The following is a 14167-nucleotide window of genomic DNA, read 5'->3' as shown; positions in this document are numbered from 1 at the left end:
ATGGTTTTCAGTTTACGTAATCCAGCCATTCCTCGTACTTGAGGTCCTTGCCGGTAACTATCTCGTGGAACTTCTTACCGATCTTCCTCGAGGTCTCTCCGACCCTTCCCGTACCGATGGTCCTGGCGTCTATCACCGTGACAGGTGCGACCTCTGCAGCCGTTCCCGTCATCCAGACCTCGTCCGCGGTTATCAGCTGGGTCCTTGAAATCTCTGTCTCTTCAACAGTGTATCCCATGTCACGGGCGACCTGTATGACCGAGTTCCTGGTTATGCCCTCCAATATGCACTCCGACGACTGCGGGGTCATAATCTTGCCGTCTTTGTAGATGAATATGTTCTCGCCGGTGCATTCCGCGACGTGTCCGACCGAGTTCAGCATGACCGCCTCGTTGGCACCCTGGCGTATGGCCTCCCTTTTGGCCAGGCAGGACGTTACGTACGCACCGTTGACCTTGGCTCCGGCCGGACCGCATAGGTTGTCGGGCCTTTGCCATGACGACGTTATGAGCTTCATCCCGTTGTCGCTCTCCCCCAGATAATTGCCCATGTAGATCGCTGTTATCGACATGCTTGTGGGGACTCCGACTGGATTGAGGCCGACCTCTTCGCCGCTCAGGAAAATACAGGGCTTGACATAATCGACCTTTTCGTTCTTCCTGACGGTCTCGAGTATCGCGTCGTAGATCTCCCTCTCGCCATAGGCCTTACCGCCGAACTCCATTTCGAATCCCATGACCTTGCATCCGCCGACCATCCTTCGAACGTGGTCCTTAAGCCTGAAGACCGATTTTCCCTTCGGTGTTTCGTAGACACGTATGCCTTCGAATACGCCCGTCCCGTAGTTCATGGCGTGAGACATGACGTGAATCCTCGCGTCCTCCCAATTGACCATCCTGCCGTTGAACCAGATTAATTTGCTCTTTTCCATCTAGATCCTTCCGTTGAAAATGATTATAGAGCGTTCAGCGCGGAAACGTACTTGTCCGGAGCGCTCATTTCTATTATCTCGTCGACCTGGTCGGAACTTCCGACCACACCGACGTTGCCCTTGGATGTGGACAGTAGCGCGTAAGCGGACTGTCCTTCCTCTGTGACAAGCTCGGACTCGTAAATGTCCTGAAGCTTTTCGAGGCGTCCCATGGCCGTCACCGCATCGTTCTTGTCTATAACGGAGAGTACCATCCTCGACTTGCCGGGCTGTTCGCACTTCCCGACGACGATCGTTTCGACGTTGATCTTGTTTCGAGTGAATTCGCCCATGACCCTCTGCATGACCCCAAACTCGTTTTTAACCACAAGTGATATAACGTACATGGCTTGCGACCCGTCGCGTAATAACGGTGCGCATATATGATATAGTCGTTTCGGATAGTAGGTATGGTCCAATGGGAGATTCTTCGTGCACCGTCATACTACCCACTTACAAGGAAGCGGGGAACATCCAGAAGATGGCAATGCGCCTTAGGGAACTTTATCCCGACTTCTTCATTCTCATAATGGACGATAACTCAGGGGACGGCTCGAAGGAGCTGATAGACGACCTGAATGACCCTATGATCAAATTCATAGAAAGGGACCCTGACGACAGAGGTCTGTCCGCCAGCATCTTCCAGGGAATTACGGAAGCTGGAACAGAGTTCTTTATCAATATGGACTCCGACTTCCAGCACCCTCCGGAGGCCGTAGGTCCTGCATATAAGCGTCTTTTGAACGGTGCGGACCTCTGTGTCGGCATAAGGGAGGACAGGACGGCGCTTTCGCCGGTCAGGTGGCTTGCCTCTTGGGGCGCCCATTTCATGGCCGCGATGACGCTGTGGCTGAGAGACAAGAAGAAATCCGGCGACATAATGAGCGGCTTCTTCGGAGGAAGGACCGAACTTTATCAAAGCGTCATTCTTGCGTACGGGGCCGAGATGGACAAAAAGGGTTTCAAGGCCCTTTTCGATCTGCTGAAATTCGGACCTTCCGAAATCAACATCGGAGAAATCGCTTTCGTTTTCGGAAAAAGAGAGGCGGGCGAGTCCAAACTTAATAAAACCGTTATACTATCTGTACTGAGACAGTGCGAACCGTTCGGGAAACTGATGGCGCGCGTCGCAGGGAGATTCACATGAGTTCCGGAATCCAGGTCACTATCGGAATCTGCGCGTACAACGAAGAGAGCAATATAGAACGCTCGATACGCTCGGTCTACGAACAGAGGACCGATGGTTTCGAGATCGCCGAAGTCGTAGTTGTTTCAAGCGGCAGCACCGACGGTACGGACGACATTGTTTCCGGACTGCTTGCGGAATTCGATGACCTGAGGTTCCTGCCTCAGAAGAAGAGGGAAGGAAAGAACTCGGCGATCAACTACTTACTTGAAAACAAAAAGACCCAGATCATAGTATTGCTGAACGCGGACAACGCGTTCGGAGATAACGGCGCCCTCAGCAATCTTATAAAGCCGTTCTCCGACCCCAAGGTCGGCATAGTGGGCGGTCGCCCGGTTCCAACCAATGACAGGAATTCTGTCGCAGGTTTCGCCTCGCAGATGCTTTGGACTCTCCACCATCACGTCTCCGCCGTCCATCCGAAGATAGGCGAGCTTGTGGCGTTCAGGGATATCGGGACCAGACTGCCTATGGGCACCCAGTCCGATGAGGATATACTCCGCATGAGGCTCGAAGAGGCCGGTTACAGAGGAGCTTACGCTCCAGACGCCGTTATACGCAACAGAGGCCCCGACACCATTGCCGATTTCATCAAACAGCGCACCAGAGTGAACATCGGCGAGCGCTACATGAAAAAAGAATACAGCTACGACATACCGACCTGGGACTACAGGCTGCTGGTCGATGCGATGTTCGGGGCCGTCAGAGATATGGGCTTCCATCCTGTCAAGATCGCCCTGACCGTCGCCATGGAAATGTTCTCGAGGCTGAGGGCTACCGTCTACGTCAGATCGGACAGGGGAGACATGAACGTCTGGGACCCTGTTTCGACGACGAAGAAGTTATGATCCGAGTATCTGGTCGACGGCATCTTTCAGAGTGAACTTTTCGTCCACGCGTATCGTCCTGCATCCGATGTCGCGTCCGAACTCCATGTCTTTCTCCGCATCTCCGATCATATAGGAAACGGACGTGTTTATTCCGTGCTTCCTTACTGCGGCGATGCCCATGCCCGTCTCGGGCTTCCTGCAACCGCATCCTTCCTCGGGCGTGTGCGGGCAATAGAAGATATCGTCTATCCTGCCTCCGCCTTCGGCGACCTGTGACTTCATCTTTTCGTGGATCTTTGCAAGTGTCCCATCGTCCAGATATCCGCGCCCTATGCCGGACTGGTTCGTCACTACTATGACCATATATCCTGCCATATTGAGCCTGGCTATCTGCGCGGGAACGTATTCGAAGACGTTGAAATCGGCGGGGTCGCTGCAGTATGGGACATCGGGAGCCATGGTATTGTCGCGGTCCAGGAACACGGCCTTCGGTCCGTACATCTCCCTCTCGATTATTCCGCATATCGTGTGGCAGGCGACGAAATACCCCTCCTGTATCCTGGGAGTTTCGGTCGTGTTGATGGTCACTGCCACATCGGCTATGTCCTTCATGGTGCCTCCGGGGCCGGTGAACGATATCGTGGTCGCCCCTTTCTCCTTGGCGGCCTCCATTGCCAGTATTACGTTCTTCGATTTTCCTGAAGTGGACAGCCCGACTACGGCGTCCCCCTTCCTGCATATTGCCTCGATCTGACGCTTGAACACCATATCGTAGCTGTAATCGTTGCCTATGGCCGTCACGGGCGCTATGTTGGAAAGGCACACGCCCGCCATGGCGGGGCGCTCCATCATGTATCGCCCTGAAAGCTCGGCGGAGATATGCTGCGCATCGGCGGAGGAGCCGCCGTTCCCCATGAATATGACCTGCCCGCCGGCCTTGAGAGATCTGATCATCGCGTCTGCCGCGGCGCGTATCTGTTCCGGAGCGATACCGGTGATCGCTTCTGCGCTCCTCTTCAATTCCTGCTGAATGATATCATTCATTTCCGCCCCTCCATGCCATTACTCCATTCTGTTCGAACAGGAAATCCGTTACCACGGCCCCGTGCTTCATCAATTTTTCGGACACCACGAACTTCTTGTCATATTCGCAGATGAAAAACATAAATCCCCCGCCTCCTGCGCCGGATACCTTGCCTCCGATCGCCCCGGCGGACAAAGCCGCGTTATAGAGCTCGTCTATCTTCGGGTTGGTGATCTTGTCCGAGAACTGCTTCTTGTACTTCCATCCGATGTCGAGAAGCCTGGCCGTCTCCTCTATGTCGTCCTTTTCGAGAGCGGAGGCCATGTCGCGGGCTATCTCCTTGCTGATGTCGAGCGCGGATTCGTTGTCGCCTTTCTTGAACGATTTCACCTGCGAATCGATGATGTTTGCAGACTCCCTTGTACTTCCGGTGTAGCACAGCACGGATCTGCACTGGAGCTCGTTCAGCGTGTGCTCCTTCAGTTTTATCCTGTTGACGTCTACTCCGTCGGACCTGAACTTCATGAGGTTGAAGCCTCCGAACACCGCGGCATACTGGTCCTGCTTTCCTCCCTTCAGACCTATGTCTTCCCTTTCCAGCTCGTACGCGAGCTTCGCCATTTCATGGCCGGTCATCTTTTCGCCGATCCATTCGGCTATGGCCGCTATCGCCGCCACGATGACCGTCGACGAACCTCCGAGGCCGGAGCCCGGAGGAGCGTCCGACTGCAGGAGCATGTTGAAACCTTCTTCGATCTCGAAGTGGTTGGTCACGGCCTTCACAAGGTCCATGTTTCCGTCCAGGGGCAGAGGCCCGCCGTCCAGGGGCGCTTCATACTTCCCGTAGTTGGTCGATTCTATCGACATCCTGTTCGTGTCGTTGGGAGTGATCGTGCAGTAAGCGTATTTCGAGATGGTGGAGTTGAAAACGGCGCCCCCCTTCTGAGAGGCGTAGGGGTCCACGTCGGTCCCGCCCCCTGCCATTCCTATCCTCAAAGGCGCCCTAGAGCGTATGTACATCATTTCTTCACCTCGTTATCGACTATAATGGTTCCCGGTGCGACGTGCGTTCCGTCACCCAGGACAGAACCGTCTATCACCGAGCCGCATGATATCGTGCAACCGTTGCCCAGTATGCTGTTGCTTACCTCAGCGTTCTCTACCTTGCAACCGTGCATTATCAAGGAGCCTTTTAATCTGCTCCCTGCTACCCTGCATCCCTTTAAGATCACCGAGGACTCGGAACTGGAGTCCGATATGCTGGAACCTTCTCCCAGGAAGAACGGCCCCTCTATACTGGTGCGCGAAACGTCGTGCGCGGTCCAGTCCTCTTTGCCGAACCGTTTCTCGGCGGCTATCAGATTGGCGCCTATCAGATCGGATGGGCGGCCCACATCGCGCCAGATCCCGTTGAGCATGTAGCCCTGTATCCTGTCACCCCTGTCCATAAGCCTCGGTATGAGCTCCTTGGAAAGATCGTACTGGGTATTTTCGGGCACCAGGTCGAGGATCCTCTTTTCCAGAACGTAGACTCCTGCGTTGATAAGGTTGGAGAAGGCCTCTTCCGGCTTCGGCTTCTCCTTGAATTCGGATATCCTGCCGTCCGTCCCGACCCTGGCGATACCGAACTCGCACGGATTATCGACAGGAATGAGCGACATTGTGACCGTCGCTCCGGAGGAAAAGTGCTCATTTATCTCCTCTTTCATGTCAATATCGGCGAATACGTCCCCGTTGGCCGCGACAAACGTATCTCCCAGCATGTCTTCGACCTTTTTAATCGCCCCAGCGGTTCCAAGAGGCTCGTCCTCGAACGAATAGGATATATGGACGCCCAGTTCCGAGCCGTCCCCTATGGATTCTACGAGCTGCTGGGACCTGTATCCGCAGGCCAGAATGACCTCTTTTATGCCGGCGGCGGCCACCGACTCGATGAGGTACATCAGGCACGGCTTGTCCAACACCGGCAGCGCGGGCTTGGGGCAGGTCTCCGTAAGCGGCCTGAGCCTGGTACCCTTGCCTCCGACCATAATGACTGCCTGATCGATCTTTTTGGTCATTGTATCACCGACCTAAACGCCGTAGATTATATTAATTGCGTACTTTAGCTACGCGCACGACGTTCGTGCCCATATCCACGCCCAGCGAATCCGCCACGGGCACACACTTGGCCCTCAGTATGAAGGCGACAGGCACGACAGTCTCCCTTTTTCCCAAGGACTCGTAGTTGGCCATACCTTTGGATACGACGACGCATGATTTCACCATTGCATCATTTATTTCGTCTGGCACATTTAACGGTATGCCGATTGCGAAGGCCCCGGTTCCGATGATTCCGTCCAGCTCCGAGTCAAGACCTATGCGCAAAGCGTCTTCCATGGTAACATCGTTCAGAATCGGCTTTCCCCTGACGACTCCGATTACCTTTTTTCCGGTATTTTTAAGCTCCCGGATTAATATTTTATCAAGCTGGCTCTCTCCACAGTTATCGAAAAGATACAGTATATCGCCGGGATTGTTCAGTATGTCTTTCAACAGGTCCGTATCGTCGGAACCTATGCCCTGTGCCAGAAGATCGTCGAAGATGCCGGCGAACTTGTCCGGGCTCTCGATCGAGCTCCCCTGCCCGAAATCCATTATGTTACCGGCCAGCGATACGGTTATCGCCGCCCTGAGGCGATCGCACGACCGGTCTACAAATCGGCTTGCCTTTTCGAGAAGACGCCCGGCCACCTCGTCCGCTCCGATCTTCAGCTCCGAGTAGGGATCGGACACTCCCATCGCCGCATAAGCGCTCCGGTGTATCTCGGTGGCCACTTCGGCGGAGTTCCGGCCTTCGGCGAATTCCTCCGCATATGTTGCCAGCGCTGCCGAGAGCGCTCTGAACTCGGTACCGTTACCGGCGAGCCTTGCCTGGAACAGCACTCTCCTCAGCAAACAGGGTACGCATTCGGGCCTGATATCCATGCGATATGATATCCTGCAACATTGATACGATTTTCTATAGGGCATAGTGCTCTGTTTAAATAGAAAGAAAAGTATCGGAACCGCATGGCAGACAAGATATGCTCTTCATGCGGCGTCAGGCTCACTGGCAAGGGCAACACGTTCTTCAAGTGCCCCAAGTGCGGGGACCAAGAGGTCGGCAGGTGCGACCAGTGCCGCGACCAGGGTATACACTACGAGTGCAAGAAATGCGGATTCGTCGGACCGTGAGGTATTAAAATGCCTCAGATTGTAGCCGGATATGATATATTTCCGACCGGTACCGAGGTCGACATGGACGCTATCGCTAACGCGGTTTCTGGAATACTCCCTAACGGCGTCTCGATCACCGAGTCATCGATAAAACCGGTCGCCTTCGGACTCATGAAGGTGGCCGTCGGATTCCTCATCGACGATTCGGACGAGAACGTCGGGACAAAACTTGAGGAAGGCCTCCGTTCGATCGCGAACGTCGAGAACATAGAATGTGTCTCGATGACCAATCTCTAAAAACCAATTACGGCGTTTCATACGCCTTTCTTACATTTTTTTGTAAATCTTCCTGAGCTTTTCGCCGTAGTCTTTTCCAAACGCGGTCGAGTACTTTATCCCGTATTCTATAACTTCCGCCATGCGCTCGCCGTCGGCAAGCAGTTCTGAGGCTTTGTCTACCATGTCGGTCACGTCGCGGCATGGTACCGCGGCACCCATGACTTCCGGCGGCATCTCGGCGTCTTCGAAATACAGCACCGGCGTCCCGCACATCTGCGCTTCCAATGTTGTGATCCCGAGGCCTTCGAAGCTTGAGGTGTTCAAAAGGAATCTGCTTCTGCCGTACAGACTGCGGAGCTCTCCCACAGACAGATTTTTGATTATTTCGACCGACCCGCTCAAATCCATTTTTGAGATCCAATCATCAATCTGGTCCCTGCAGGGGCCTGTTCCGCATATGATCAGCCTGAATCCATCGAACCCGGGCCTTTCAAGCATCTCTTTCAGCACTGAAAGTGCGGCCTTAGGGTTCTTCCTCTCCGTTAAAGACCCGACAAAAGTGACGATATCCTCCTTCGATATGTCCTCTCTGAACATCTCGGATTTGGGGGGGTGCATAGCGACGGTTATCTTTTCCGCAGGGATGTTGAGTGTTTTTATCATGTCTTCCTTGGTCAGCGGAGATATCGCAATGAACTCGTCGGCATAAATCTTGGAAATTATCACGGATGTGCGCCAAATGAATCCCCAGGACCTGGTATTCGACTCGTTCTTCTTAATTACATGATGGAACGTAACGATGCGCCTTGCCTTTGTAAACGGCAGGAAAAGCGCACAGTGTTCCGCCGTTGCATGGATTACATCGGTGTTCTTCCTTCCCCTTATGGTCTCCATCATGGGCGCCAAGATATTGTTGAACAAAAGATTCCTGAACCCGTGCTTGAGGTTGATCTCAAAGGCGACCGGCTCGACCTCGCAGCCCATTTCCTTAAGCTGGGTCTCGAGAAAATCCGCATAGTAACCAATGCCGGATTTGTTGTTGGTGCCTTCCTTCAGAGATCTTATAACCTGTACCTTCATCGTATTCCGATCTCCGTGTGACGATAGCCAGCACCTTAAGGTTATTTGTAATTTTGTAGCGATATGCTTCACATCTCAGTAGCTGAACGCCCTGGCATATATCTGCGGCGCACCGACGTATATGTAAAGCACGTAATCCTTGAGGGGATCTGTTTCCATCGTCCTCTTCACGGTCGAATGGAACAATTCGCCGGAATCGTGTTCCGCTATTTCCGACTTATATGTGAGTTTCGACGCGATCACCTGGGCGATCATAGGCATCGTATTGATCGCAGGCTTGCCGCCGAATATGACGATCATGCCCTCTCCCGCATTGCATTTGGTAAGAACAAGAGAATCGTAACCGCCCGATGTGAATCCTATCGATATACAATCGGTCAGATTCTGAGTGTTGATCCCGAATGTCGAATCGTTGTACATCACCGACAGATCTTCACCGATACCGTAGTCTGCAGACTCTTCGGTCGCATAAAGCGGCCAGGCCTCTCTTCTGATATCTTCGTCCGGGACGCCGAGGAAATTTGCCCCGTATCCGCTGTCGATCTCATCGATCCCCTCGACCGAGGATATGAAACTCCCGAGAGTGTATCCGGTCCAGTAAAGAACACCGCCGATCTCCAGCCATTTGAGAATTATGCTGTCTGAACCGCCGTTGTAGATCGTATCGGGCAGTACGCCGACCTGTATTATCAGCCTGGAATCGGCCTCGCCGTTGGATATGTCCTCTTCCAGCTCGGCCTTTATCTGTTCCGCATCTACCATCGTATAATCCACGTTGCGCAAAGATAGTTCGGAGCGCAGAAGTTCGGTCTTTTCCCGCAGATATGTCTCATCGTAATGCGATATGTAGCTCGGGTCGTTGTATATCATCAGGCCGTCCGGTATCGACATTCCGGTATCGATCAGAAGCGAGTCGTAATCCGAGGACGTGTTGGAGCTGACCTCGTATTCTATGCCTCCTTCGACGCTCCATGAGCTTGCTCCCGTGTGATATGGGTTCACTCCGTAGATCATTACCTGCCCTACGACCATGAACGCCACGATGGCTATCGCCAGAATATACAGCGACCTGATCTTCACTCTACCGCCTCCCTGGCGTGTTTAAGAGTGTAGGCGGCGGCGATGATACAGGATATCCCGGGAACGAACAGCAGCGGCAACGTATAGTACATTATATCCCAAGACAGGGGCTGGAATTGGAAGTAGCTTGTAATCGCGCTACCCAGGTCCAGGAGCGCGGTCTCGTTGGCCAGCGTGTAAAGTATCCTGTTACCGAAATTGAAGATGTGATGTACTACCATCAGAACGGAGAATAGAAGCCAAGGGATCAGCCACTCCCTCCTTCCGCAGTATGCGACGGCGAGCGCGATAACGGCTATCGCAATCACCGGGTACGTCGGTATCGGCGGCCAGATGAATACCATGCAGATGGACATCACCGATGCCATGACTAATTTTTTATCGTCGTCGCCGTCCCGCATGAAGATCAGCATCGATAGTATGGCGATGAGCAGGAATATTATCGGGAATGCGTAAATGAACTTGTCAGGAGTCGGGTCGGCGAAAAAATCCAAAAGGCTTCCTCCTCCGGAAGAGGAGCTTTCGACACGGTCGCCGAAGAACTTCAGGGCCGACGAACCCTCGCCGTTCAGTAGGATAGGCAGCAGGACGATGGTCGCCATTAATGCAAATCCTAAGGCGTACATCGCCATTCTTTTGAAGATGTCCTTCCACCGGCCTTCGCTGCGTGATATTATGTAGCATATCACTGCGAATCCTATAACGATCGGGAAGAGCTTGGTGAATAACGCCAGGGACAGCATCGCCCCCGACAGCATATACTGGTTTTTGGTAAGCGAGTATATCGAAAATATCATCAGGAACGCGGATAGCGAATCGAACATACACGCCACCGATGACGACCAGATGACTAGCGGCGACAGGAAGAACAGCGCGAAACCTATTTCCGCCTTCCTGCGGTCCCCGGTCTTTTCCTTCACCATCGCGTATATCAGCCAGGAACAGGCGAGATCGATCATGGTCAGAGGTATCTTGTAAAAGAATGTCAGGGCCATGGACGAGATATATATCTGGGAGAAATCGGAAACTGCAGAAGATCCAACGAGCAGTTCGGACATCTCCCCCGCCTGGAAGGGCAGAAGATTCCAGATGTACGTCAGCGCTGAAAGGAAGTATCCGTAGACCGGCGGATAATAGAAGTTCCCCGCTTCGTAAAGGGTTTGCCCGCTCTCGAAACCAGCGCCTGTGATCACGAAGAACGACAGATCGAAACTGAATGACAGAGGGCCCAGTACCAGCCTCAGCGCCATGCCGATGATGAAAATGTAAAGCAGGTTCCTTCCGATCCTGCCGGCGATCGGCTTTTCACTTCGGGTGCCGGAGCGGTTAAAGAGTTCCACGTCAGACCGACCTCTTATGAATATTTAGTTATTGCTGGGTATATATTTCGTGCGTCTGTTTTGAGAGCCGTTGCCCGTCATGTAAAAAAGGATTTTATGTCCGAGATCGAAAATATCAGGGAAACTCCCTGCCGAGGACCTTGGAATATATTTTGAACAATTCTTTAGAATATTCCTCGGGATCCAGGCCGAACGACGCACCTTCGGTGACGGACCTTCTGTATGGATCATCCATGGCCAGCCTGTACATGTTCTGGGCGAAACCCTCTTCATCCTCCGAGGGAACGAAATATCTTGTAGCTTCCTTTGGTATCTCGGCATCTCTGAAGAAGACGACGGGGGCCCCGCATGCCTGGGCCTCCAACGCCGTAAGTCCCAAACCTTCGTGCATCGACGTATTGGCAAAGACGGCCATCTCGTTATAGAAGGTTAGCAGCTCGTCCTTTCCCAGATTCGATTTGAACTCGATCCTGTCTGCGATCCCCAAAGATTCCGAAAGTAAGACGAGCTCGTCCTTCATCGGCCCGTCGCCGCATATGACGAACCTGTATCCGTCCGTACCCGGCATCTCCGTGAACCTTTTGAACGCCCTAATCCCCGCCGGCACGTTCTTTCTTTCGATCAGCGTCCCGACGAACCCGATGATCTTGCCCCTGGGCTCCCCGAGGTCCCTGAAGCGCGGGTCGATGGTATGTTCCAGAACGAAAACTTTATCGGGATCGGCTCCAAGCTGCCCGATTATCTCGTCACGTGTCTGCTGCGATACTGCGATTATCGCATCCGAATACTTCACCGCACGCTTTGCGGCCATCTTCCATACTGCTAGAAGCAGTGGGGAGTTTCCCTCCCTGCTTTTGGAAACGTGGTGGAACGTGACCACCTTCTTCCCCTTGATGCGGGGGAATGCCATGCAGCAAAGCTCGTCTGTAGCGTGATACAATTGGCAATCTGTTTTTCTCAGAATGCGAGCGGGATCGATGAAGCCCTGCCTCAGGCATTTCGTATATCCTTCGTCGGTGGACAGTTTGAAGTAGACGTCTTCGTGGTCTACCCCGTTCTCCTCCAGCAGAAATTCCAGCATGTCCGAGTACGACCCGATACCGGTGCCCTTTGTCTCCGTATCGGGATAACGCCTCATTAAGATCAGTTTGGTCACGTGAACACTGGTGGCTCAATGCACTCTGCGGTTTATATTAACTCTCGGTCTTTCCGAATTGAAGATAAATCTTTCGTGGAGAAACTATAAAGTAACAATCCGTACAGTATCCCGCTGGTGTCCGGTTGGTAAGAGTGAGTATTGTCATCCCTGTTTACAACGAATCCGGGTCCATCGAGCGCGTTTCGAGGGCCCTTGGGGCCCAGGAGTTCGAAGGGATGGAGGTCATATTCGTTGTGGACAGCAAGACCACGGACGATTCCCTCAAACAGATACGGGACATGACCAGCATACTGGGCGATCACCGCGTGATAATCCAGAAGGGGAGCGGGGTCCTCGGCGAAGCGCGGAACCTGGGGCTTGCAGCCGCCCGAGGCGATTATGTCTGGTTTCTGGACGCCGACGACGTCCCTTACCCTGACTTCATGAAGACGATGTTCGGCATGGCAGAAGAACATCGGGCGGATGTATGTCAGTGCAACTTCGTGCGTTCCACCGACGTAAATTATAAAGAGCCGGAATGGGACGCCCGTATAACGGTCATGACCGGGCGCGAAGCGATGTGCTACCGAGCCAATGAAATGATACCCGTGACGGCATGGTCGATGCTTATTCGAAGAGAGTTCCTCATCGAAAATAAATTAAAATTCATAGAGGGGAGCTACGCCGAAGATATTGATTTCATCTATCGCGCGCTTGAGAAATGCAAAACATACTGCTACTGCGACAAGCCCATGTATCTTTATTATCAGAACCCCTCCTCGATATGTTTCACCAAGCAGAACGAACGCGGGGGCGGCGAGGTGGACGTCTATTCGGATCTTTACGATCATTTCGACATGAACTATAAAGCGTTCAATGAAGAATTCGGAAGAAGATCGGCGCTGATGAGGGTCCGGTCGGCCGCCCATATGGACGCGGGACACTTCGTAGATTACATCAAAAGCAAAGACTGTAAAGATATGATGAGGAAGGAGCTAGGCGACCCTTTGTCCCCCGAATATGTATGGCTCAGCATCTGGCCCTCCTCCTATTATGTTGTGATAAACATATTTTTAAAGTACGTCTATTACAGAAACGGGAAGATATTCGGCAGGAGGCTTAAACACAGATGAAGGCTCTGGTGACGGGAGGTTCGGGTTTCATAGGAAACCACCTGACAGACCGCCTGCTGAAGGGAGGCTGGGAAGTTATATCGGCGGACCGCGGTCCGAACCTAAGGCCCAAGAACGACAGGTTCAGGTCTGTTTGCGTCGATGTCGCGGACGTTGACGGACTGGCGAAGATCGGCAAAGGATGCGACGCGGTTTTCCATCTGGCCGCGAATACGGATGTCCGGCCGAGGGACGAACTTCCTTCGCTGGAGTTCGAGCAGACCTTTCTGACCACCAGATCGGTACTTGAGTGCATGAGGCTTAACGGGATCGGTAAGCTTTTCTTTTCTTCTTCGTCCGCGGTATACGGAAACCGGGACGGCCTGCTCAGAGAAGATATGGGCGACCTCCGCCCGGTTTCTTACTACGGAGCGTGTAAACTGGCGTCGGAAGCGCTCATAAAGGCGTACTCGGCCATAAATGGCATCGACTCACTGATATTCCGTCTTCCGAACGTGGTGGGCCCGAACATGACCCACGGTGTGATTTTCGACTTCATGAGAAAGATAAAAAACGACCCGCATACGCTGGAAATACTGGGTGATGGAAAGCAGGAGAAACAGTATGCCCACGTTTCGGACGTCGTGGAGGGAGTCATATACTTCTTAAAACGCACCAGGGGCGTCGAGGTGTACAATATTTCGAACGATTCCTCCATAACGGTCAACGGGATAGCGGACATCGTCTGCGAGGAGATGGGCGTCAGGCCGGAATACAGGTACACGGGGGGAAGCATCGGCTGGGAAGGAGACGTCCCCCGGTACATGTTCGACATATCCAAGGCACGGGCGAAGGGATGGACCTTCAAATACGATTCCGAAAGCGCCGTAAAGGAATCTGTAAAGGCAGAGCTGGCACGGCCGTGGTGAT

Annotated in this window: 16 protein-coding genes; 6 read left to right on the top strand and 10 right to left on the bottom strand. The window is 53.1% G+C overall.

The annotated features are described in order from the left end of the window. Positions 1–7 precede the first annotated feature (7 nt). Both VB016_01830 and VB016_01825 read right to left on the bottom strand, forming a co-directional pair. Positions 8–931 (bottom strand): branched-chain amino acid transaminase, encoded by a 924-nt coding sequence (locus VB016_01830; GenBank protein MEA4977279.1) that lies wholly within the window; start codon positions 929–931, stop codon positions 8–10. Positions 932–954: 23 nt separating this feature from the next. Next, positions 955–1317: an acetolactate synthase gene (locus VB016_01825; GenBank protein ID MEA4977278.1), complete on the bottom strand. Its 363-nt coding sequence runs from the start codon at positions 1315–1317 to the stop codon at positions 955–957. 71 nt (positions 1318–1388) lie between these two features. On the opposite strand from VB016_01825, the gene VB016_01820 reads away from it, so the two are divergent. Then, a complete protein-coding gene (locus tag VB016_01820) occupies positions 1389–2117 on the top strand; it encodes a glycosyltransferase (protein MEA4977277.1) in 729 nt (242 codons plus the stop codon). Further along, positions 2114–3004 carry a glycosyltransferase gene (locus VB016_01815; protein MEA4977276.1) on the top strand — a complete coding sequence of 297 codons (891 nt, stop codon included), beginning with the start codon at positions 2114–2116 and terminating at the stop codon, positions 3002–3004. Before VB016_01820 ends, VB016_01815 begins: the two co-directional genes overlap by 4 nt. On the opposite strand, the gene VB016_01810 is transcribed toward VB016_01815, so the two are convergent. Genes VB016_01810 through VB016_01795 form a run of 4 tightly spaced genes read right to left on the bottom strand, consistent with a single transcriptional unit; the run spans position 2999 to position 6977 of the window. After that, positions 2999–4030 carry an HAD-IIIA family hydrolase gene (locus VB016_01810; protein MEA4977275.1) on the bottom strand — a complete coding sequence of 344 codons (1032 nt, stop codon included), beginning with the start codon at positions 4028–4030 and terminating at the stop codon, positions 2999–3001. The two genes, VB016_01815 and VB016_01810, sit on opposite strands and share 6 nt — an antisense overlap. Then, on the bottom strand, positions 4023–5033 hold the full coding sequence (locus tag VB016_01805) for a kinase (GenBank protein MEA4977274.1): 1011 nt from the start codon (positions 5031–5033) through the stop codon (positions 4023–4025). The genes VB016_01810 and VB016_01805 overlap by 8 nt, the downstream gene beginning before the upstream one ends. Continuing rightward, complete coding sequence (locus VB016_01800) at positions 5030–6070, bottom strand: NDP-sugar synthase (GenBank protein MEA4977273.1); 1041 nt, start codon at positions 6068–6070, stop codon at positions 5030–5032. The genes VB016_01805 and VB016_01800 overlap by 4 nt, the downstream gene beginning before the upstream one ends. 31 nt (positions 6071–6101) lie before the next feature. Then, a complete protein-coding gene (locus tag VB016_01795) occupies positions 6102–6977 on the bottom strand; it encodes an ARMT1-like domain-containing protein (GenBank protein ID MEA4977272.1) in 876 nt (291 codons plus the stop codon). A gap of 84 nt (positions 6978–7061) precedes the next feature. Here VB016_01795 and VB016_01790 point away from each other — a divergent pair, with 84 nt between their 5' ends. Together VB016_01790 and VB016_01785 are read left to right on the top strand one after the other, a co-directional pair. Continuing rightward, the gene (locus VB016_01790) at positions 7062–7226 is read left to right on the top strand and encodes a zinc finger domain-containing protein (protein MEA4977271.1); all 165 of its coding nucleotides are present in this window, start codon (positions 7062–7064) and stop codon (positions 7224–7226) included. A 9-nt stretch (positions 7227–7235) separates the two neighbouring features. After that, the gene (locus VB016_01785; protein MEA4977270.1) at positions 7236–7505 is read left to right on the top strand and encodes an elongation factor 1-beta family protein; all 270 of its coding nucleotides are present in this window, start codon (positions 7236–7238) and stop codon (positions 7503–7505) included. A 30-nt stretch (positions 7506–7535) separates the two neighbouring features. Here the strand turns inward: VB016_01785 and VB016_01780 are convergent, their stop codons facing one another. The 4 genes from VB016_01780 to VB016_01765 all read right to left on the bottom strand — a co-directional run bounded on the left by VB016_01780 (position 7536) and on the right by VB016_01765 (position 12125). Further along, positions 7536–8567 (bottom strand): glycosyltransferase family 4 protein, encoded by a 1032-nt coding sequence (locus VB016_01780; protein ID MEA4977269.1) that lies wholly within the window; start codon positions 8565–8567, stop codon positions 7536–7538. 75 nt (positions 8568–8642) lie between these two features. Continuing rightward, positions 8643–9647, bottom strand: coding sequence for a hypothetical protein (locus VB016_01775; protein MEA4977268.1), 1005 nt, complete (start codon positions 9645–9647; stop codon positions 8643–8645). Beyond that, a complete protein-coding gene (locus tag VB016_01770) occupies positions 9644–10987 on the bottom strand; it encodes a glycosyltransferase 87 family protein (protein MEA4977267.1) in 1344 nt (447 codons plus the stop codon). The genes VB016_01775 and VB016_01770 overlap by 4 nt, the downstream gene beginning before the upstream one ends. Before the next feature lie 115 nt (positions 10988–11102). Then, complete coding sequence (locus VB016_01765; GenBank protein ID MEA4977266.1) at positions 11103–12125, bottom strand: glycosyltransferase family 4 protein; 1023 nt, start codon at positions 12123–12125, stop codon at positions 11103–11105. A 152-nt stretch (positions 12126–12277) separates the two neighbouring features. Here VB016_01765 and VB016_01760 point away from each other — a divergent pair, with 152 nt between their 5' ends. Further along, the gene (locus tag VB016_01760) at positions 12278–13258 is read left to right on the top strand and encodes a glycosyltransferase (protein ID MEA4977265.1); all 981 of its coding nucleotides are present in this window, start codon (positions 12278–12280) and stop codon (positions 13256–13258) included. Beyond that, complete coding sequence (locus tag VB016_01755) at positions 13255–14166, top strand: NAD-dependent epimerase/dehydratase family protein (GenBank protein MEA4977264.1); 912 nt, start codon at positions 13255–13257, stop codon at positions 14164–14166. Before VB016_01760 ends, VB016_01755 begins: the two co-directional genes overlap by 4 nt. Position 14167 lies beyond the last annotated feature (1 nt).

It is taken from the genome of Methanomassiliicoccaceae archaeon, from assembly GCA_034928305.1.
Classification (GTDB): domain Archaea; phylum Thermoplasmatota; class Thermoplasmata; order Methanomassiliicoccales; family Methanomethylophilaceae; genus VadinCA11.
Note: the sequence above shows the minus strand (reverse complement) of the source record. Positions and strands in the feature narration are given on the sequence as shown.